Below are 21534 nucleotides of genomic sequence, written 5' to 3'. Positions count from 1 at the left end.
GGAACATGAATCAAGTTTTAGAATTTAGATTTTAATTGAAAAAGAATTATTCGTTCCACGTGGAACAGAAAATAAAAAGTAATTCTGAAACATTCGTAGAATGATTTTCGGAGAAAAAATAAAACAAAAATGTTTTTAGAAGAATACGATGTTATTGTTGTGGGTGCTGGTCATGCCGGTTCCGAGGCCGCGGCAGCGGCAGCAAATCTAGGGTCCAAAACTTTATTGGTTACTATGAGTTTGCAAAACATTGCACAGATGTCATGCAATCCTGCGATGGGTGGAATTGCAAAAGGACAAATCGTTCGTGAGATCGATGCGCTTGGCGGATACTCAGGAATTGTTTCAGACAGAACTGCAATTCAGTTCAAGATGCTGAACAAATCAAAAGGGCCGGCAATGTGGTCTCCGAGAGTTCAAAGTGACAGAATGCGTTTTGCAGAAGAATGGAGAATGATGTTGGAAGGAACTCCGAATTTGGATTTCTACCAAGAAATGGTAAAAGGTCTGATTATCGAGAATGGAAAAATAAAAGGAATCAGAACTTCTCTTGGAGTTGAGATTCGTTCTAAATCTGTTGTCTTGACAAACGGAACTTTTTTGAATGGATTAATTCATATTGGAGAAAAACAGTTTGGTGGAGGTAGAGCAGGCGAAAGTGCCGCAACTGGAATTACCGAAGATTTGATCGCAGCAGGATTTGAAGCCGGAAGAATGAAAACAGGAACACCTCCGCGAGTTGATGGACGTTCTTTGGATTATTCGAAAATGAATGAAGAAAAAGGAGATGCAAAACCGGATAAGTTTTCTTATTCGGATTTAACCGTTCCGTTAACGCATCAACGTTCTTGTCACATGACTTACACTTCGCTGAATGTTCACGATATTTTGAGAGAAGGTTTTGATCGTTCGCCAATGTTTAACGGAAGAATAAAAAGTTTAGGTCCGAGATACTGTCCTTCGATCGAAGATAAAATTAATCGTTTTGCAGATAAAGAACGTCATCAGCTTTTTGTTGAACCTGAAGGTTGGAAAACCTGTGAAGTTTATGTAAACGGATTTTCAACTTCACTTCCAGAAGATATTCAATTTAAAGCATTGCGTTCTGTAGCTGGTTTTGAAAATGTAAAATTTCTTCGTCCAGGTTATGCAATCGAATATGATTATTTCCCGCCGACACAATTAAAACATACTTTGGAAACAAAGCTTGTTGAAGGTTTATATTTTGCCGGACAGATTAACGGTACAACAGGATATGAAGAAGCAGCTTCGCAAGGTTTGATGGCCGGAATAAATGCACATTTAAAAGTACACGAAAAATCGCCTTTGATTTTAAAAAGAGACGAAGCGTATATTGGAGTACTAATTGATGACTTGATTACGAAAGGAACAGAAGAACCATATCGTATGTTTACATCAAGAGCAGAATATAGAACATTGTTGCGTCAAGATAATGCCGATTTCAGATTGACTCCAATGTCATTTGAAATTGGTTTAGCTTCTGAAGAAAGAATGAGAAGAATGGAACACAAATTAAACGAGTCTGAAAAGATGGTTGCGTTCTTTAAAGAAACAAGTGTTACGGTTGCCGAAGCAAATCCAATTTTGGTTGAAAAAGAATCAGCTCCAATTTCGCAGGGAGATAAAATGTTTAAAGTTTTTTCTCGTCCGCAGATCGAATTGGAGGATATGCTGAAATTCGAAAAAGTAGATGCATACATCAAAGAAAATAATCTTGATGAAGAAATTGTTGAGCAAGCCGTAATTCAGGTAAAATATTCTGGCTACATCGAAAAGGAAAGAAATAACGCTGATAAACTAAATCGTTTAGAAGAAGTAAAAATTCCGGATAATTTCGATTACAATAAAATTAAATCAATGTCGATTGAGGCGAAACAAAAATTAAGTAAAATTCGTCCAGTTACAATTTCACAAGCATCAAGAATAAGCGGTGTATCACCAAGTGATATTTCCGTGCTTTTGATTTATATGGGAAGGTAAAGATTTTAGATTTTAGAATATAGATTTTATTTGTTCATTATGATTTAAAAATCTAAAATCTATATTCTGAAATCTAAAATTAAAATATGTTCCACGTGAAACCATTTCTAAAATTATGAAAGTTGTACAGAAAAGTATTTTATCAGAAACTGAAAAGAAGAAAATCTGGCAGCTTCGTAATAATGAATATCCGTTGCAATTAGGCTCTAAAACTTTTCAGGATTTTGAGATGTATTTAGATAATTTAAAAAATCTAAAACATTTCTTTTTGCTTGATCAGGAAAATGAAATAAAAGGCTGGGCATTTACTTTTTTTCGAAATGATGAAAATTGGTTCGGATTTATGATCGATAGTCAAATTCAAAGAAAAGGTTATGGAACTTTTCTGCTGGAAGAAATGAAGAATAATTTTGACGATTTAAACGGATGGGTTATTCATCACGAAAATGATAAAAAACAAAATGGTGAAAATTATAAATCGCCTTTGTTGTTTTATATAAAAAATGGCTTTAAAGTTTTTTCAGATTTCAGAATTGAAAATGAAATAATTTCTGCTGTAAAAATAAATTGGAAGAAAAAAGAATTATAAAATAGAAATCCTAAAAATGAATTTTTCGTTTTTAGGATTTGTTATACACATAAACCAAAAAATAACTAGAATTAAAAAATGGACGTTTTAAACAAAAAACATTTTCTTACTGTAAAAGACCATTCTGTTTCAAAAGAAATTTTCGATTTGTACTATGATGAAAATCTCGATATGCTGATAACTTCTCCGCAGCCAGATTTAGAAAATTTAGGAAGATATTACGAAAGTGAAGATTATATTTCGCATACAGATAACAAACGTTCCGTTTTTGAAAAAGCGTATCATTTTGTAAAAAGCATCGCTTTAAAAAATAAACTGAATTTGATAAATTCAGAACAATCTCAAAAAGGCAAAATTTTAGACATTGGTGCCGGAACAGGAGATTTTTTATTGACGGCAAAAAATGACGGATGGAATGTAGTTGGAGTTGAACCAAGTGATCGTGCAAAAAATATTGCCAAGCAAAAAGGAATTTCTTTTGTGGAAGAAACGGCAGCTTTAGAAAATAATTCTTTTGACGTAATTACGATGTGGCACGTTTTGGAACACGTACCAAATTTAGAAATTCAAATTGCAGAATTGAAGCGTCTTTTAAAACCAACTGGAACATTAATTGTTGCGGTTCCAAATTTTAAATCTTACGACGCGAAACATTACAAAGAATTTTGGGCGGCGTTTGATGTGCCGATTCACTTTTGGCATTTTTCAAAAAAAGCCATTCAGTTGCTTTTTGAAAATGTAGACATGAAATTAGAAAAAGTCCTTCCAATGAAATTTGATTCTTTTTATGTGAGTCTTTTGTCTGAAAAATACAAAACAGGAAAAATGAATTTTATCCGCGCTTTTTTTGTGGGTTTAAAGTCAAATTTAAAAGCATCTGGAACAAAAGAATATTCTTCGCACATTTATGTGCTAAAAAACAAGTAAAACGTAAAATAAGCGCCTTTAAAGCGCTTATTTTGCTTTATTGAGGGTTTGTGTTGTCTTTTTAAAGAAAATCGATTAAAAAGAAGCTGTGAAAGCCGGTTTTAATAGCGATATTTTATAGTAATTTTTCTCTCGATAAAGAAAACTAATAGCTCTAAAAAATGGACTCTTTGGAATTTTTCTGCTGTTTTTTCCTCAGTTTTTTCAACTTCAAAAATTAAAGAAAAAATTTTCTAAAATGAACCGGATTTTTTTCAAAATAAATTTTTGCAGCTAAAATCTATTTTCAAGTTTTTAAAAATTGCAAAACATAAAAATTTTGATTTCTATCCATTTTTTTAATTAAATTTTTAAAACTGAAGGAAAAATATTTTTTCGGTTGAATATTTTGCTCTGAAAACATCTAAAACGCAAAATAAGCGCTTTTTAGAGGCTTTCTCAGGTAAAAGGAGGGTTTGTATTGTCTTTTTTGAAAAAACCGATTTAAAAAAAGCTGTGAAAGCCGTTTTTAATAATGATATTTTATAGTTTAATTTTAATCGATAAAGAATACTAATATCATAAAATTCCAGCATTTTTTAAACTTTATGTCGATCCTATTTATTTTTTTATATTTTTGTCGTTCATACCAATAAAAATTAGAAATTTAGAAAATGAAAAAAGCATTAGCAATTATCGCACTTTCAATTTTAGTTGTTTCGTGTAATAAAGCAACAGAAGTTAAGGAAGTAAAAACGGCTTACATAGATACTTCAGTTTTAATGAAAGAGTATACTGAAGCAAAAGACCTTGAAGCTAAATACAAAGCTCAGGCAGAAGAAAAAGGAAGACAACTGCAGGCTGAAATTACTCGTTTTAAACAAGATGCAGCTAATTTTCAAAGTCAGGCACAAGCTAATGGTCAGCAATGGGCACAGCAGAGAGGTGCAGAATTGCAAAAAAGAGAGCAGCAATTAGGATATGCTCAGCAAGCTTTATCTCAGCAATTACAGCAGGAAAGCGGTGTAGAAATGGATTCTCTTGTAAGCGGAGTTAAAAAATTCATCAAAGATTACGGTAAGAAAAACGGATATTCTTATATCTACGGTACTGGTGATGCTGCTACAGTTTTATATGCTGAAGACAAGTATGATATTACAAAAGAAATAGTTAAAGCTTTGAATGACAAATACAAAGCATCTCCAAAAGCAGAAGAAAAAGCTCCTGCCAAAACAGAGGAAACTAAAAAATAAAAACTTCAAAACTAACTAAAACTAAAATTGAAAAACCTAAATCCAATCTGGATTTAGGTTTTTTTCTTTTATAAAAATGCGATATTTTTGACGTTTAATACCAGCATAATGCAAAACGTTTCAGAAGCTGCTGCTTACACTTTACAATTCATTAATCAAACGCAAAAATCGATCTTTCTTACCGGTAAAGCGGGTACAGGAAAAACCACTTTATTGCGCGAAATTATTGCCACAACACATAAAAATACTGTTGTTGTAGCGCCAACAGGAATCGCAGCTCTAAACGCTGGCGGCGTAACCATTCATTCGATGTTTCAGCTGCCTTTTTCGGCCTTTATTCCTTCTTATGAAGAAAGTTCACAATTTACCGAAACTGTAAAATTTGAAAATAAAGAATCGCTTCGCAGACACTTCAAAATGAACAATGTAAAGCGAAATGTGATTCGAAATATGGAGCTTTTGATTATTGACGAAGTTAGTATGCTGCGTGCCGATTTATTGGATGCGATTGATTTTATGATGCAGACGGTTCGCAGAAATACGCGCGCTTTTGGCGGTGTTCAGGTACTTTTTATTGGTGATTTACTCCAGCTTCCGCCCGTAATCAGAGACGAAGAATGGCGTACACTCCGCAATTATTACAAGGGAAAATTCTTTTTTCATTCGCATGTAATTCAGCAGAATCCGCCTTTATATATCGAGTTATCAAAGATTTACCGCCAGAGCGATGATGTTTTTATTTCGGTTTTAAACAATCTTCGAAATAACCAGATTACAAAAGAAGATATTCAAGTTTTAAATCAATATGTAAAGCCTGATTTCGATTTAAAAATGAATCCCGGTTATATTACGCTTACCACTCATAATGCCAAAGCCGATACTATAAACGAACAGGCAATCAATGATTTGGCTGGAAATGAATTTTCATATCAGCCTTTTGTAGTAGGAGATTTTCCGGAGAAAATTTTTCCGGTTGAAGAAAATCTAAAACTCAAAGTGGGCGCTCAGATTATGTTTGTAAAAAACGATTTGTCGTTTGATAAACGTTATTTTAACGGAAAAATGGGCGTTATAAAATCGCTTTCCAGCGAAGAAATTTTTGTTCATTTTCCGGAAGAAAACAAAACCATCGAAGTTGAAAAATACGAGTGGAAAAACATTCGTTACAAAGTAAACGAACTCACAAAAGAAATAGAAGAAGAGGTTTTGGGCACATTTGCGCATTACCCAATTAAGCTGGCGTGGGCGATTACGGTTCACAAAAGCCAGGGATTAACTTTTGAAAAAGCAGCGCTCGATGTATCGCAGGTTTTTCTTCCTGGTCAGGCTTATGTTGCACTTTCACGTTTAACGTCTTTAAACGGGCTTGTTTTGCTTTCTACAATGCAAATGAATGGTCTTTCAAACGATCAGGATGTCATGGATTATGCTTTGAACAAAGCGACAGAAGACGATTTGAAAAACTCGCTTCATTTTGAAACCAAAAATTTTATTCATAACTATTTGATTAATAGTTTTAATTGGACAGATTTGGCTCAGGAATGGCGCAATCATCGTTTTAGCTACAACGAAAATGCAGCAAGTTCAGAAAAATCAAAACACGCGGTGTGGGCACATAAACGCATGGAAACAATTGAAGCTCTGGCAGATCCTTCGCAGAAATTCATTCAGCAGTTAAATAAAATTTTCAGTAAAGAAACAGTCGATCTTCTGTTTGTGCAGGAAAGGGTAGTGGCGGCTTACGATTACTTTTTTAAACCAATGGACAAACTGGTTTCAGATCTTTTAAGTAAAATGGCTGAAATTCAAAAGTTTAAAAAAGTAAAAGAGTTTTATGAAGAATTGTCAATACTGGATGATCTGCAGACTAAAGCAGTTCTGCGTTTAATGAAAGCAAAACTTTTGATGGACATTGTGGTTTCTCGTGAAACAATCAGCAAAGAGAATTTGACATCGCCTGCCATAAAAAATTATAAAACAGATAAAATTGCGAAAATAAAAGAAGAGTTTAAAATGGCGAATACAGACATGTTTCACGTGGAAGAGACTGTTATACGTTATTCTTCTAAAAAAGTCGATAAAACAGCCGAAAAACAACCAAAAAAGACCACTGTAGAAGAAACTCACGAACTTTGGTTAGAAAAAAAATCAATTGAAGACATTGCGAGAATCAGAAAACTCACTGTGCAAACTGTCGAATCGCATTTGATAAAACTGGTTCAGGCAAAGAAAATTGAAATATCTGATTTGCTTCCTTATGACAAAATTCTGGCTCTGCGTGAAGCATTTGAGTTCTATCAGGAAGAATCTTTAAGCCCGTTAAAAGAAAAATACGGAGAGGAATTTACGTGGGAAGAACTTAAATTATTTAAGGCCAGCATCAATTAATTTTAGATTTTGTAACTTGTTGTGAAATACTAATTTTTAGTATTAACTAGAAAAACATTATGTAAAATAGAAATTATGAAAAAGCTGGTATATATTGCATTAATTCTTTTTTCTGCCGGAACAGTTTCAGGGCAGGAGCTTAAAAAGGAATATCAAAAATTTATTCAAACCTTTATCGATAACGTAAAAACCGATAAAAAAACAGAAATCGCCAAAATGATTTCTTATCCCTTAACGAGAGAAAATCCCATTCCTTCAATTAAAAACAAAGATGAATTTGTAAAGCGTTATTCTGAAATTTTTGATGATGTTTTGAAGAAAGAAATCACATCGTCAAAAGCCGATAAAGACTGGTCAGAAATGGGCTGGCGAGGTATTATGCTCAACCGTGGAACAATTTGGTTTGATACCGATGGAAAGCTTACAGGAATTAATTATCAGTCAAAATTTGAGAAAGATTTAAAAGCAAAACTCATTGCTTCACAGAAAACAAAACTGCATTCGAGCATTGCCAATTTTAAAGAACCGGTTTATGTTTTAGAAACTTCTAAATTCCGAATCAGGATTGATGATTTAGGAAATCAGAACTATCGTTATGCATCATGGTCAATTAAGAAAAAAATGAGCGAAAAACCGGATTTGATTATAACTAACGGAAAATGGACTGCAGACGGGAGCGGCGGAAACAGCAAATTCGATTTTAAAAAAGGCAATTACTTGTACGAGTGCTATATAATCGTTTTAGGTACTTCTGATTCTCCGCCAGCGACGTTAACCATTTACGAAAACGGAAAAGAAATACTTTCCCAAAATGCGAAAATTGTTCCACGATAAACATTAAAAAACGCGATTCTATTTGAATCGCGTTTGTTTTATAGAGCCGATAATACTTTTTCAAGCTCTTTTTGCTGCGTTATTTATAATAATTTTAATTTTTGGATACTGACATCGTTTTGCGTTGTTTTTATCTTCTTTTTTTTGAATTTCTTCATCTGAAGATGCGGTTATAATTTTGTTTTCAATTTTTTGATTTTCCTCCTCAAGTCTGCTTATTTTTTCTTTTGTTGATTGTAATTTTTTTTCAGTTTTAACGAGGTTTTTCTTTTTTGTTTCAATTTCTTTTTTCTGCTTTTCAATCTCATTCAGCTGTTTTTGTAATTCAGCAATTTTGTCATCAAGTTTTCGGTGATTTTCTACAGAAGTTGTTTTTGCCTGGTTTTCGGTTTTCTGTAAATCTACTTTCTGATTATTCTGTGCAAAGAACGAGTAGGAATTCATTAAAAATAATATTAACGCTAAGGTTTTTAGTGTTTTATTCATCTTTTTAAAGGTTTAATTAAAAAGCGAAATTTAGAAGGCAAAGTGGAGATTAATAACCCGTAAAATTTTTTTGAATAACAGAATAAGACATAAGTTATAATTGCTGTATTTGATCTCTGAATATTTTATTGTCTTTTTTCTTTTTTTGCCTTATTTGTCTGCCTGATTTATCATATTGCGGAATAATTTTTAGTATTCTTTTTGCAGGTATAGAGTTGTTAAGAACAATTTGATAATCTTCTAAAGCATAAGTCATAAAATCAAGATCATTTAGCTTATCAGAAAAGGCTTTATTTGATTTTTCAATCTCTTTTTCTGCAAGTTCTAAGTATAGCTCAATTCGTTTTTCATAACTATACAATTGATTCTTCAACCCTTTTTCAGCCGCCAAAATTTCACCCATTCGCCACAGCAAAATATTTCTAAATTCTGTAGACAATTCTTTAACTGTTTTGAAGTCTTTTAGAAACTTATCTTTGTTAGTAGCACCAATCCAATGTCCAAAATAAGCTGGAAGATCTTCTTCTATTATTTTAAAAATAATGCCATTGTATTTTTTTCTTTGTCTGGCCTTACACTGATTAAAAAAATAAAGCCACCATCTGTCTATAGATTTATGTCCGGTAAGAGGAAAACAAAAGAGGCCTTTTTTAGATTTCTTTATTCCACCTCGAATTATTTTTTTAGTGTTATTTACTGGTGTCCAGTGAACTGCTAGCATTATAATATTTTTTAGTTTTATATTTCTAAAGACTTTTTGAAGCAAATTTTAGCAGATATTTTTTAGCGGTATTCCTAACCCCTGTATTCTTTGAATTTATATAATTTGACATAATATTTGAAAAACCTTCTGCACGCATTTTGTAAATAGTATCAAGAATATGTAACTGTACAAAATCGTCGTCAATTTGTTGTATCAATGGCTCTGCATATTCACTAAACTGAACATATCCAAAAAGCATTATAAAAGATTGTCTGCCTCTTTTTGCATTTTTATTTAATGCTATTTCAATCAATGACCTAGTAGATATCTTTATCATTACGCAGTTTTTTATTAATATTTATTATTTGGCGGATTTTTTCACCTATGTTCCAAATATTATACTCATAATTGCGCCATTCAGGAATATTTTGTGTTAATTGTAGTGGTGGCAGATTAGTTTGATATTCTTCTGGAATTAATTGTTTTGCTTTTTTAATCAGTTCTACGATTTTTGTTTTTTTCTTCAAATTCTTTCAATGTAAATGACCTTTTTAAGGCAAAGTTAAATTCTAAATAATTGTTTAACAGTACAAAAAAGATTTAAATATATCAGAATACGACAAAAAAAAATCCCGTTCGTGAGAACAGGATTTTAAAAGATTTATAGATTTTCGACCAGAATCCAGGCATCTGGATTTTCGCCTTTTTGAATTTCTTTTTGAGCTTTTTCAGCTTCAGACATTGTGGCGTAACTTCCGTATAAAACAGGGAATAATCCGTGTTTATTTTCGCCAAGTATTCTTGCGCTGTAACCATCTTTAATTAACTGATTGTAAGCTTTTCTTGCATTAGCTTCACTTCTAAAAGCACCAGCCATGATATGATATGGCATTGTTTTTTCAACAGTTTCTACTTTAGCAGAATCTACAAGAGTAACAGCCGGCAGCGGATTTTGAATAACAAAAGTTGCTTCCTGAATTTTGTTCTGAACTTTTTTCTGAACATTTCCTTCTACAACTAGTGTTTGTGCCGTAATTTGATTTTGGTATAACGGATATCCTATACTTCCGGTAATTCCAAGTCCAAGAACAAAAATGGCAGCATATTTTAAGAAAGGTCTTGTAGATCTAACTTCGTCATTTTCATAAATAGAAATTGGCTCTTTTTCTAATTGCTCTACCTTTTTCTCAAAGATTTCTTTTTTAACCAATGGAGAAACAAACGGACTTAATCCGAAAGATGTTGCCAGATAATTAGTTTGTTCGTTTGGTGTAAATATGATATTGTTCTCAGAATTAAGACGAAGATCTCCAATGTTTTTTAAGCTGATAACGCCATTTTCTTCAAGAGTTTGTCTCCAAGTCTGAACCTGATATGCTATGCTGTTTACGGCAGTACCGTAAGATATATTTTCTGCCTGAGCAACATGATTAGCAAGTAGCCCGTCATTGTTTTTTAAACGGCTGTTAAAGAAAAGTGTTTTTTTGGGTGGAAAAAACGAATTTGTGCTTTCATTAAGCTGAGCCGAATGAATTTCGGTTAGGAATGCTCCAAACCCAGGAACCGTTACACACTGATAACGATACAATAACTGCGCGATGTAAGTTTCGATTTTCATAGTAACAAAGGTATGTAATGAATATAGTTATCAAAATTTTATTCACAATTTTTATTAACAATTCTAATTTTTTTATAGATATCTTATTTTCAATATTTTAACAAGTAGGTTATTAATAATACCAAATTGGAGTTTTTAAAAAATCTAATATTTATTAAGAAATTACTTTATTTTAATGATATTTGCAGCCTTGTTTTTATTAAGTTTTAGATTCTATTTTACATAATATTTTAAGAGAATGTCTGATCAGGAATTGTTTTATTTGTTGGCGCTATTAAAAGTTGAAGGAGTTGGAGATGTTACTGCGAAGAAATTGCTGGTAAATTGTGGTAATGCAGAAGCTGTTTTTAAAGCAAAAAATGCTCAAATTGCTGCGATTGACGGAGTTGGTACTTCGTTATTAAAATATTTAAAAGATAAAAGCATTTTTGAAAAGGCAAATCAGGAATTGGAGTTTATTAAAAAGAATAATATTAATGTTTCTTTTTTTCAGGATGAAAATTATCCGGATCGTTTAAAACATTGTTTTGATGCGCCAGTTTTGCTTTTTTCCGGAGGCAATATTGATCTTAAAAATAAGAAGATTATCAGTATTGTGGGAACCCGTCAGATAACATCTTATGGAACAGAATTTTGCAGAAAACTTATTGAAGATTTAATTCCGTTAGATCCAGTTATTGTAAGTGGTTTTGCGTATGGAGTAGACATCATTGCACATCAGTTTGCTATGGATTATAATTTGCAGACCATTGGTGTTTTGGCGCACGGACTGAATCAGATTTATCCTAAAAATCACAAAAAATACATGGCCAAAATGGAATATAATGGAGGTTTTTTAACCGAGTTTTGGAGCACTTCAAATCCTGATAGAGAAAATTTTGTAAAGCGTAACCGTATCGTAGCTGGAATAAGTGAAGCCACAATTGTTATTGAGTCTGCAGACAAAGGCGGATCTCTTATTACAGCGAATATGGCAAATGATTATAATCGCGATGTTTTTGCCGTTCCCGGCAGAGTTACTGACCGATATAGTCAAGGCTGCAATGATTTGATAAAAACACAGAAAGCTAATGTTTTAACAAGCGCGGCAGACTTAATTTATGTGCTTAATTGGGATATTCAAAGTAAACCAAAAGCTATTCAAAAGCAATTGTTTATAGACTTAGAACCAGATGAACAAAAGATTTATGATTTCCTTTTAAAAAACGGAAAAGAACTTTTAGACATTATTGCTCTAGAATGCGATCTGCCTATTTTTAAAATCTCCGGAACTCTTTTAAATATGGAACTAAAAGGCATTATAAGACCTTTGCCAGGAAAAGTGTTTGAAGCAGTTTAACAAGTAAAATCTGTTATTTATTTTTGTTTCTGAAATGTTTAAAAATCCGATATAAAACATAAATTATCAAAAGTCCAAAAACAATATTCAGTATTTGAAACAAGTAAGGCGGAATGTCGTAATCTTCGATATATTTGTTCATATTAGATACTTTTTAAATGATGTAAATAATTAATTTATATTAAGTTACGAAAAATAAATGTGCAGAAATTAAAATAAATAAAAAAGCTGATCACTCTGATCAGCTTTCTATGTTTTAATTGATAAGCTTAAAGATTGTCTTGATTATAGTTCCAGAAAGCTTCTTTTGTTCCGGCACCATCTTTTAAATGGGCGTAATTGTGTAAGAAACCCGTTTTCCGATCTTTCATTTTGATTTTCATAATCTGGATGAGTTCCGCTTTGGTACATTAATTCTTCAATTGCTTCTTCTTTCGTCATCATCTGTATTTTTATTTACCCATTTTTTTTCTACGTGTATCAACTTCTAACATATATTTTTCTATATATGGTTTAATATCTTCTACGGTTGCAATACCTTCAAATTCAATTATTTGATTTCCAAAATATCCACTTAATCGACTAATTAGTTTTCCACTTCAATATTGTAAAACGACAGTATGATTTATTGAGGCTTTACCTTCAATTTCTAAAGCAAACTGCATCAATTTTTGAGGACAATATATCGCGTCAGCTATTAAGTCTTCTTTAGATTTTAGATTTTTTCGTATCTGGTAGATGAGGTTATGTGCGAAGAATTTGTCAGGATTATTTTCTGGTAAATTTAAAAAAGGATGATCATCCTGCAGAGGTTTTTTAAATAAAGAATTTTTGTCTTTTTCAAACCATAAACCTTTTGCAATTACTTCTACAAACTCATCGTGAAAGGAGAATAAATAGTGATTAAAATCTGTCAGCATATCATCGACATTGCCTCCAAATTCATAAGAATTTCTATAATGTTTTTTTTCGTAAGCATAACGTTCTTTGAGCCAGTTTGAATTTTCAATTTTAAAAACCCATGTGCCTCTTTCGTGCTGCTGCCAGTTATACTCATAGGCAAGCATTTCGCCGCGACATATTCTTAACGCATCGAAATTATAAAAAGTTATTCTTCCAAATTGATCATCTTCGGTACAAAAATATATTGCGGTTAAATCATTACCGTAATAAACATCGGGACTTAAGACAGAATCTGCTACGATTGGGATTTTGATTTTTTTTGCTAATTCCATTTTATAAAGAAAAAGCAAATATACGTAAAAAAAAAGCCACAAAAAATATTTGCGGCTTTTTGAATTTATAGCGATTTATTTCTCAAATCCCAGTTTCTCACGAACTCTTTTTAGAACTCCGTCAGCAACTAAGGATGCTTTTGCGGCGCCTTTTTTCAAGAGATCATCAACTTCATCAAGATTATTTATGTAATAATTATATCTTTCTCTTTCTGTTTTGAATTTTTCTGTAATCAATTCAAAAATAGCTTGTTTTGCGTGGCCGTAACCGTAATTTCCGCCTAAATAATTAGCTCTCATTTCCGCAATTTGGTTTTCATCTGCCATTAAAGAATAAATCGCAAAAGCATTGCAGGTATCAGGATTTTTTGGAGCTTCAAGCGGCGTACTGTCGGTTTCAATACTCATAATCTGCTTGCGTAACGATTTATCATCAAGGAAAATGTTGATATAGTTATTAGCAGATTTACTCATTTTTCCGCCGTTTGTTCCCGGAATTAATTTACTGTCTTCCTGAATTTTAGCTTCCGGAAGTACAAATGTTTCTCCCATTTGATGATTAAATCTTGAAGCCACATCGCGAGTAATTTCTATATGCTGCAATTGGTCTTTTCCAACTGGAACAAATTCAGCATCATAAAGTAAAATATCGGCAGCCATTAACATTGGATATGTAAAAAGTCCAGCATTAACATCGTCTAAACGATCGGCTTTATCTTTAAAAGAATGGGCCAGCGTTAAACGTTGAAAAGGGAAAAAACAGCTTAAATACCAGGTTAATTCTGTTGTTTGAACTACATCAGACTGTCGGTAAAAAGTAACACGATCAATATCTAATCCAAACGCAAGCCATGCTGCTGCCACACTAAAGGTATTTTCTCTTAATGTTTTACCATCTTTAATTTGGGTAATCGAATGTAAATCAGCAATAAACAAAAAAGATTCGTTTGCAGGATTATTCGATAACTCAATTGCAGGGATGATAGCTCCCAATAGATTTCCTAAGTGAGGCGTTCCAGTACTCTGAACACCAGTAAGTATTTTTGCCATTCTCGTTTTTTTCTTAACCGCAAATATTGCAAGTTTAATTGTAACCGCAAAGTTCGCAAAGTTTATTTTTAATTTAACTGCAAAGTTCGCAAAGTTTGTTAGAATATAAATTCTTTTATAAAATTCACTTCTGTTTTCTTACATTTGAAACCATGAAAGGATTAAAAATTGTTTTTTGGATAGTTTGGCGCATTTGGTTTTATATCTTAATGGCGGTTCCAATACTCATTATGCTGCCGTTATTGCTTATTTCTATTGTTTCTGAACGCGGATATCCATATTTCTTTAAAATGGCCCGCATTTGGGCTAAATTCATTCTTTTTGGAATGGGTTTTTATTACAAAGTAAAAAAAGAGCAAAAGCTAATTAAAGGGAAAAGCTATATGATTGTGGCCAATCATACTTCGATGACAGATATTATGCTGATGCTGGCAATTATTAAAAATCCTTTTGTTTTTGTGGGAAAGAAAGAGCTGGTAAAGATTCCGCTGTTTGGGTTTTTCTATAAAAGAACTTGTATTCTGGTAGACAGAAATTCATCTAAAAGTAAAAATGAAGTTTTTAAAAGGGCTCAAGACCGCTTAAATCAAGGACTTAGTATTTGTATTTTTCCAGAAGGAGGAGTTCCAGATGATGAATCTATTTTATTGGACGAGTTTAAAGACGGTGCTTTTAGACTGGCAATTGAACATCAAATTCCAATTGTTCCAATTGTTTTTGCTGACAACAAGGAACGTTTTTCATACACCTTTTTGAGCGGAAGTCCTGGAAAAATGCGTGGAAAAATTCTTCCATTTGTGGAAACAAGCGGACTAACTCTTGATAATAGAAAAGATCTTAGAGATACAGTAAGACAAATGATTTACAAAGGCTTACTGGAGTTTAAAAAGAAAGATTTAAAAGAATAAATTTTAAATTACAAACCCGACAAAATATAAAAAATTGTCGGGTTTTCTTTTGAATAAAAACCCCCGTTTATAATTCAAAAAGTTTATCTGTGTATTATTTTTTCAGAGATGAATCGTAATACTTTTTTAAATTTTAATTTGGTTTTTCTGCGGTTTTTATTGAACAACACTTCTATTCTCTCTTTCATGATTAAGTATTTATAAGGGTTGATAATAAAGAGTTTATCAAACTCAAGTTAATGTTATATACTACTAAGAGTACAAAAAATAAAAAAGGTTGCGTCTGCGGCAGAAATTTCTTTAAAATATTTTATAGAAAATCCGTTAGTTCTTGGATACTAACGGATTTAACTGAATCAACCAACCAAATTTATTCTAAAAAACGACGAATTGGTATTATGGCCCATACCAAAAACAAATCGTATGTCTGTTTATAAGATGATTTTGTTTTTAAAAGGTTGCGTCGATTTTTTAATTTTTTTGAAAATAAAAAACCCGATCTTTTCTTAGACCGGGTTTTAACATGTAAAATATTAATTTTTAAAAGATTAAGCGTTAGCTAATTCTTTTATATGAGCTTTGATTTTTTCTTCTAATTCTTCAGCTAATTCAGGGTTATCTTTAATTAAAGCTTTTACAGCATCACGTCCCTGACCTAATTTTGTATCGCCGTAGCTAAACCAAGATCCTGCTTTTTTAACGATATCAAATTCAACTGCTAAATCAAGGATTTCACCTGTTTTAGAAACACCTTCTCCATACATAATGTCGAATTCGGCAGTTTTAAACGGCGGTGCCACTTTGTTTTTAACGATTTTAACTTTAGTTCTGTTTCCAATTACGTTTTCTCCGTCTTTGATTTGTGCAGAACGACGAATATCTAAACGTACAGAAGCATAGAATTTTAATGCATTACCTCCGGTTGTAGTTTCAGGATTTCCAAACATTACACCAATTTTTTCACGAAGCTGGTTGATAAAGAAAACAGTACAGTTTGTCTTGCTGATAGTTCCAGTAAGTTTTCTTAAAGCCTGAGACATCAAACGAGCGTGAAGACCCATTTTAGAATCTCCCATTTCGCCTTCGATCTCACTTTTTGGAGTCAAGGCAGCAACCGAGTCAATTACCACAATGTCAATAGCTCCAGAACGAATTAAGTTTTCGGCAATTTCTAAAGCCTGCTCACCATTGTCTGGCTGAGAGATAATTAAATTTTCTATATCTACATTTAATTTTTCAGCATAGTTTCTGTCAAAAGCATGCTCAGCATCAATAAATGCAGCAATTCCGCCTGCTTTTTGAGCTTCTGCGATAGCATGTAGTGTTAGTGTGGTCTTACCAGATGATTCCGGACCGTATATTTCAATAATTCTTCCTTTTGGGTATCCATTTACTCCAAGGGCTAAATCAACTCCAAGTGAGCCAGAAGAAATCGTTTCTACTTCTACAATGGCTCTGTCGCCCATTTTCATTACGGTTCCTTTTCCGTAGGTTTTGTCAAGTTTATCAAGCGTTAACTGCAGCGCTTTTAATTTGGCTTCTTTGTCTGAACTCATCTTTTCTAAATATCTTAAAATTGTTATTTTCTTTCTGATTAAAATTAAAGAATTTGCTTCATAAAATCGTAATGGGAAAGAGTTGTAAAAGTACTTCTTTTTTTGAAGTTTGATTGTTCCAAATTGTCACAATTTTTACTATAAAAATAAAGCCTTTAATTCTGTTGCATCAGCAGGTTTCATTTTTCCTGCAAGTACTAAACTCAATTGTTTACGGCGCAAGGCGGCATCAAAACGCAGAATTTCAAGTTCGGTTTCTGGTACAATCGTCGGTACTTCAACCGGTCTTCCGGTATCGTCAACGGCAACAAAAGTATAGATTGCTTCGTTGGCTTTTGTTCGGTTTCCAGACTCGCGGTCTTCTACCCAAACGTCTATAAAAACTTCCATAGAACTTTTGAAAGATCTTGAAACTTTTGCTTCGACAGTAACAACGCTTCCAAGCGAAATTGCTCTGTTAAAAGCTACGTGATTTACAGATGCCGTAACTACAATTCGGCGTGAATGTCTGCGTGCTGCAATACTTGCCGCACGATCCATTCTGGCTAATAATTCGCCTCCGAAAAGATTATTTAAAGGATTAGTTTCGCTCGGTAAAACTAAATCGGTTAATACTGTCAGGGATTCTGAAGGATGTTTTGGATTCATTTTTTTTGTGATATTTAAAATAATTGCGGTTGATTAATTCAACCAGTAAACTGCCATTACAGCAGGAACAAAATAGATAACAATGGTTCTCGCTCCATCATAATCTTTGGCTAATCGTTGTCCAAAAAGCATCATTAACAAACTAATACAAGAAAAAACAGCACCATAAAAACCATATTCACGGCCACTGTTTGTTACTAACTGAATGGCTCCAACCACGCATAAAATTCCAGAAATTAATTCTAAAATTAATAAATGAAGTAAAGCAAGGGGAACCTGATTTTTTAAAGGTGTTTTTGCAAAATGTTCTTTAAGCCAGGTTACATTATCTTTCCAGTAAAAAATCTTTTCATAGCCTGATTGTAAAAAAGTTAAGGCTAAAAATGCTAATAATAAAATAGAGGCAGCATTATTCATTTTGAGGACTATTTTTTATGAATTAAACGAGTCAGTTTTATGGATAAATCGGTTAAAATTATTTTTGCATTTCCGTTTCTTTCAATGTGATACATCGCATCTGAAAGTTCTTTGAAAATTTCATGAATATTATTTCCGTTAACAAAAGGTGCAAAATTTTCTAGTTTAAATTTGTCAACTTTAGGTTCAATATAAACTAAGCTTGGTGTTTGGTAATTTAGTAAAAGCGCCTGTCTGAACATTTCAATACAAAACTGAATAAATTTCTTCTGGCTTTCACGTCCAAGTCCGGCAATTTCTTCACTCCACGAAATTAAATCCTGAATTGCGGCTGCATTTCCTTTTGCTCTAAAAGCGGCGCGGACCCAATTAACAAACCATTGTTCAAAAGGATATTCAGAATCGTCTTCTTTTAATAAATGCAATGCTTTATTGAAGTTTCCCTGCGACTGATGCGCTATTTTTTTTGCAAAATTAGAATCTATGTTTTCTCTTGCAACTAAGGCTTCGGCAATGACTTTTTCGGGAAGTCCGTTAAAGTGAATTACCTGACAGCGCGAACGTATAGTTTGTATAATATCTTCTTCATTTTCAGAAATCAGAATAAAAATAGTTTTGTCTGATGGTTCTTCAAGAAGTTTTAAAAGTTTATTTGAGGCTGCAATATTCATTTTATCTGCCATCCAGATAATCATGATTTTATAACCGCCTTCGTATGATTTTAGCGAAAGTGATTTTAAAACTTCCTGTGCATCTTCGACCCTGATTTCACCTTGTTTGTTTTGAACGCCCAAGATTTTATACCAGTCAAATAAACCACCATATGGCATTTCCTGAATAAAGGTTCTCCAGTCCTGAATAAAGTCTAAACTTTTGGGTTTGGTTTTTACATCTTCGGTTGTAACGGTTGGGTAAATAAAATGCAGATCGGGATGCGAAAGGTTTTGAAACTTTAGATTGCAGGAATCGTTCCCGTTTTCATTTTCGTTTCCGGTATTATTGCATAAAATATACTGCGCATAAGCAATTGCAGTCGAAAGTGTACCGCTTCCTTCTGGCCCAATGAATAATTGTGCATGCGGAATTCGTCCGGAAGAGGCACTTTTTATTAAGTGGCTTTTGATGTAATCCTGACCTAAAATTTGAGAAAATTGCATAGAGCAAAGATAGAAGAAAATGATGTAGTCAAAAATTTTAGATTAAAAGATTACAGGCCGGATTTCATTTATGTGATTATGATTGATTTTTGCTAAAAACTTTGCCGGATGTTAACTAACTTTTGTTAATAAATTACTTCACGCGAGTAGATATCGAGACTTTTTTGTTAATATTTTTTTGCTTAAAACGATCCTGCAACGCTTTTTTTGGTTATTTATTGTGTAAAATTGTTATTTTTTCATGTGTAATATCTTACGGTTTGGCTTTTAACAATTTTAACAAAAAGCCCGTTAAAACGCACATTTTCTCGACATAAGGCTGATTTTTAAGGTTTTTTTAAGGTTTTTTTTTGAAAAAAAAAATCAATAAAGTTGCAATTTAAGTTAATTTCTATATTTTTGTTTGCATCAACAACCAATTATATAATAAGAATTTATGAAAGGGAAAATTATTTTATTTAGTGCATTTTTTATCATGACTACTGCTGCTGTTTCGGCACAGGCAAAAAATGCTCCGAGAAGTATTATTAGTACAACGGCTCTTATTCGTAAATATCACGATCAAAAAGAATTGAGTGGTATGCAAAAAGGAGAACTTTTGGAATTGTACATCGAACGAATTAAAGTATTAGTAAAAACTCTCCCTTACATTGCTTTGGTTACCAAACCAGGTGTTACAATGGCCGACTTAGGTATTCCAGACGATAATGAACACAAAAAAGTTTTAGATTTACAGGCTACAGGAACTTCAACTTTCTTAGATACTACAGTAGAGTTTCAAAGAAAAATGATGCCTTACTCTGATAAAGGAAACCTTATTGCAGCAATCTTATTTTACGAAAACACATTAAAATCTTTACACGAGTTCAACGAATTGAACGAAATGTAATTTTAAAAATATTTTTAAAACCTTTTTCGCAATGTTTACGTAGATGTGTAAAATTTCTGCGTCATTCTGAGAAAGAAACAACATCAACTCGTTCTCGCTGTATTCTGAAATTTTATTGGAAAACACGAGGGGAGTTTTTGTATTTACGCATACCCAAATTTTTTTATTAACCTAATACACTTTGATCATGAAAAAAATTACTCAAATGATCTGCGTTCTTTTGACTGTAGCGAGTATGAATGCTCAACAAGAAAAAGGAATTATGGGCTACACAAACTGGTTAAACAACTGGACTGAATTTAAGCCTAACAAAGTAGAGTATGGAGAAGCAAACCAAATTTTAGCAGGAAACATTTCTGTTAACACAAAGTTGCTTAAAAGAAACATTTACGTACTTCAGGGTAATGTTTATGTTACAAACAATGCCGTTTTAACAATCGAACCGGGAACTTTAATTATTGGTGATTTCGAAACAAAAGGAACATTGGTAGTTACAAAAGGTGCACAACTTGTTGCAGACGGTTTAGAAACTGACCCAATTGTATTTACTTCAAATCGCAGCCAGAAAAAAGCTGGAGACTGGGGTGGAATCGTTATTCTTGGAGATGCTCCAATTAACAAATTTGGAAACGTAGGTTCTTACAACATGGATCTTGATCCAACTTTAACTACTTATGGTGGTGATAATGTTGCTTCAAACTCTGGAATTTTAAGATTCGTTAGAATCGAATTTGCTGGTAAAAAAGTTAAAGGGCTTGATACTTTCAACGGTTTAACTCTTGCTGGTGTTGGAAACAAAACTGTTCTTGAAAACATTATGGTTAGCTACGCTGGTGGTGACTCTTTTGGTTTCTTAGGAGGAGATGTTAACGCTACAAAATTTGTTTCTTATAAATCAATCAACGACGATTACAAATTCTCTCAAGGAGTTCAATGTCGTTTCTACAATTCATTAGCAGTTAGGTCTTCTTATTTCTCTAGTACAAAAGACGGTTCTCGTTGTATGGAGGTAAAATCTTATGAGAAAAAAGCTGAAACTGACTTTACTAAAAAACAAACTTTAGTTGTTGCTACTAACATTACAATGCTTAACGACAGTGAAAACATCAATGCAGACATTCAGGCTGGATTGGTAAAAGAAGCTGTTTACGTAGCAGAAAATGCTTCTCTTGAAATGAAAAGAAGTGTAATCTCTGGATTTAATCCTGCAGTGTTATTAGACAGCAAAACAGAAATCAATGATGCTAACCTTAAAAAAATCAAATTTGAGGAAATGTATTTCAATTTATGTAAAGGAAACATCTTTACAGAATACAATTCAAACAATGAAGATTTAGAGAGCTGGTATGGAAACAGTGTTTTCTTTAATGTTTACTCACAAAGTGATAACAAAGAAACATTCATTGACATGTTCAATCCTAAAAAACCAGATTACAGATTACAATTAGGAAAAATTACAGCTTCAAGCGGCAATAGATAAATAAATTTCGATTTTTATTTCGCGTAAATTTTATTAATAAAGTCCCCAGACACAATTTATGTATCGTCTTGTACGGA

The 21534-nt window shown here is 32.7% G+C and carries 22 protein-coding genes; 10 read left to right on the top strand and 12 right to left on the bottom strand.

The window, feature by feature from the left end:
- Nucleotides 1-129 precede the first annotated feature (129 nt).
- The 6 genes from mnmG (at nt 130) to ABD859_RS05405 (ending at nt 7971) form a co-directional block, all read left to right on the top strand.
- Entirely contained in the window at nt 130-2001 is a 1872-nt protein-coding gene (gene mnmG, locus ABD859_RS05430) for a tRNA uridine-5-carboxymethylaminomethyl(34) synthesis enzyme MnmG (RefSeq protein WP_345141346.1), read from the top strand.
- Between the two features lie 115 nt (nt 2002-2116).
- A complete protein-coding gene (locus tag ABD859_RS05425; protein WP_345141344.1) occupies nt 2117-2590 on the top strand; it encodes a GNAT family N-acetyltransferase in 474 nt (157 codons plus the stop codon).
- Between the two features lie 78 nt (nt 2591-2668).
- Nucleotides 2669-3517 carry a class I SAM-dependent methyltransferase gene (locus ABD859_RS05420; RefSeq protein WP_345141341.1) on the top strand — a complete coding sequence of 283 codons (849 nt, stop codon included), beginning with the start codon at nt 2669-2671 and terminating at the stop codon, nt 3515-3517.
- 653 nt (nt 3518-4170) lie between these two features.
- Complete coding sequence (locus ABD859_RS05415) at nt 4171-4749, top strand: OmpH/Skp family outer membrane protein (protein WP_345141338.1); 579 nt, start codon at nt 4171-4173, stop codon at nt 4747-4749.
- A 108-nt stretch (nt 4750-4857) separates the two neighbouring features.
- The gene (locus ABD859_RS05410) at nt 4858-7137 is read left to right on the top strand and encodes a helix-turn-helix domain-containing protein (RefSeq protein WP_345141336.1); all 2280 of its coding nucleotides are present in this window, start codon (nt 4858-4860) and stop codon (nt 7135-7137) included.
- A gap of 75 nt (nt 7138-7212) precedes the next feature.
- Entirely contained in the window at nt 7213-7971 is a 759-nt protein-coding gene (locus tag ABD859_RS05405) for a hypothetical protein (protein ID WP_345141334.1), read from the top strand.
- Nucleotides 7972-8031: 60 nt separating this feature from the next.
- Here ABD859_RS05405 and ABD859_RS05400 read toward each other — a convergent pair whose 3' ends face one another.
- The 5 genes from ABD859_RS05400 to ABD859_RS05380 form a co-directional block, all read right to left on the bottom strand.
- Nucleotides 8032-8457 carry a hypothetical protein gene (locus ABD859_RS05400; RefSeq protein ID WP_345141331.1) on the bottom strand — a complete coding sequence of 142 codons (426 nt, stop codon included), beginning with the start codon at nt 8455-8457 and terminating at the stop codon, nt 8032-8034.
- A 94-nt stretch (nt 8458-8551) separates the two neighbouring features.
- Nucleotides 8552-9178, bottom strand: coding sequence for a hypothetical protein (locus ABD859_RS05395; protein ID WP_345141328.1), 627 nt, complete (start codon nt 9176-9178; stop codon nt 8552-8554).
- A gap of 25 nt (nt 9179-9203) precedes the next feature.
- Nucleotides 9204-9497, bottom strand: a complete 294-nt coding sequence (locus tag ABD859_RS05390; protein ID WP_345141325.1) for a hypothetical protein — start codon at nt 9495-9497, stop codon at nt 9204-9206.
- Nucleotides 9478-9687 (bottom strand): hypothetical protein, encoded by a 210-nt coding sequence (locus ABD859_RS05385; RefSeq protein ID WP_345141322.1) that lies wholly within the window; start codon nt 9685-9687, stop codon nt 9478-9480. The genes ABD859_RS05390 and ABD859_RS05385 overlap by 20 nt, the downstream gene beginning before the upstream one ends.
- Nucleotides 9688-9821: 134 nt before the next feature.
- Nucleotides 9822-10778: an HU domain-containing protein gene (locus tag ABD859_RS05380; protein WP_345141321.1), complete on the bottom strand. Its 957-nt coding sequence runs from the start codon at nt 10776-10778 to the stop codon at nt 9822-9824.
- A 238-nt stretch (nt 10779-11016) separates the two neighbouring features.
- Here ABD859_RS05380 and dprA point away from each other — a divergent pair, with 238 nt between their 5' ends.
- Entirely contained in the window at nt 11017-12117 is a 1101-nt protein-coding gene (gene dprA / locus ABD859_RS05375; protein WP_345141319.1) for a DNA-processing protein DprA, read from the top strand.
- Between the two features lie 285 nt (nt 12118-12402).
- On the opposite strand, the gene ABD859_RS05370 is transcribed toward dprA, so the two are convergent.
- The 3 genes from ABD859_RS05370 to trpS form a co-directional block, all read right to left on the bottom strand.
- The gene (locus tag ABD859_RS05370; protein WP_345141317.1) at nt 12403-12561 is read right to left on the bottom strand and encodes a hypothetical protein; all 159 of its coding nucleotides are present in this window, start codon (nt 12559-12561) and stop codon (nt 12403-12405) included.
- 155 nt (nt 12562-12716) lie between these two features.
- Nucleotides 12717-13352: a hypothetical protein gene (locus tag ABD859_RS05365; protein WP_345141315.1), complete on the bottom strand. Its 636-nt coding sequence runs from the start codon at nt 13350-13352 to the stop codon at nt 12717-12719.
- Between the two features lie 75 nt (nt 13353-13427).
- Nucleotides 13428-14402: a tryptophan--tRNA ligase gene (gene trpS / locus ABD859_RS05360; protein WP_345141313.1), complete on the bottom strand. Its 975-nt coding sequence runs from the start codon at nt 14400-14402 to the stop codon at nt 13428-13430.
- Nucleotides 14403-14554: 152 nt separating this feature from the next.
- On the opposite strand from trpS, the gene ABD859_RS05355 reads away from it, so the two are divergent.
- Nucleotides 14555-15310, top strand: a complete 756-nt coding sequence (locus ABD859_RS05355; RefSeq protein ID WP_345141310.1) for a lysophospholipid acyltransferase family protein — start codon at nt 14555-14557, stop codon at nt 15308-15310.
- Between the two features lie 548 nt (nt 15311-15858).
- Here ABD859_RS05355 and recA read toward each other — a convergent pair.
- The 4 genes from recA to ABD859_RS05335 all read right to left on the bottom strand — a co-directional run bounded on the left by recA (nt 15859) and on the right by ABD859_RS05335 (nt 19088).
- Nucleotides 15859-16866, bottom strand: a complete 1008-nt coding sequence (recA, locus tag ABD859_RS05350; RefSeq protein ID WP_345141307.1) for a recombinase RecA — start codon at nt 16864-16866, stop codon at nt 15859-15861.
- Between the two features lie 138 nt (nt 16867-17004).
- On the bottom strand, nt 17005-17514 hold the full coding sequence (locus ABD859_RS05345) for an acyl-CoA thioesterase (RefSeq protein WP_345141304.1): 510 nt from the start codon (nt 17512-17514) through the stop codon (nt 17005-17007).
- A gap of 33 nt (nt 17515-17547) precedes the next feature.
- Nucleotides 17548-17931 (bottom strand): DoxX family protein, encoded by a 384-nt coding sequence (locus tag ABD859_RS05340; protein ID WP_345141303.1) that lies wholly within the window; start codon nt 17929-17931, stop codon nt 17548-17550.
- An 8-nt stretch (nt 17932-17939) separates the two neighbouring features.
- Complete coding sequence (locus ABD859_RS05335) at nt 17940-19088, bottom strand: DNA polymerase III subunit (protein WP_345141301.1); 1149 nt, start codon at nt 19086-19088, stop codon at nt 17940-17942.
- Between the two features lie 436 nt (nt 19089-19524).
- On the opposite strand from ABD859_RS05335, the gene ABD859_RS05330 reads away from it, so the two are divergent.
- Both ABD859_RS05330 and ABD859_RS05325 read left to right on the top strand, forming a co-directional pair.
- Nucleotides 19525-19977: a hypothetical protein gene (locus ABD859_RS05330; RefSeq protein ID WP_345141298.1), complete on the top strand. Its 453-nt coding sequence runs from the start codon at nt 19525-19527 to the stop codon at nt 19975-19977.
- A 187-nt stretch (nt 19978-20164) separates the two neighbouring features.
- Nucleotides 20165-21457, top strand: a complete 1293-nt coding sequence (locus ABD859_RS05325; RefSeq protein WP_345141295.1) for a hypothetical protein — start codon at nt 20165-20167, stop codon at nt 21455-21457.
- The last annotated feature ends 77 nt before the right edge of the window (nt 21458-21534 follow it).

The sequence above is a fragment of the Flavobacterium ginsengiterrae genome (assembly GCF_039539785.1).
Taxonomy (GTDB): domain Bacteria; phylum Bacteroidota; class Bacteroidia; order Flavobacteriales; family Flavobacteriaceae; genus Flavobacterium; species Flavobacterium ginsengiterrae.
The sequence above is the reverse complement of the archived record's forward strand: the minus strand, read 5'-3'. Positions and strand labels throughout refer to the sequence as shown.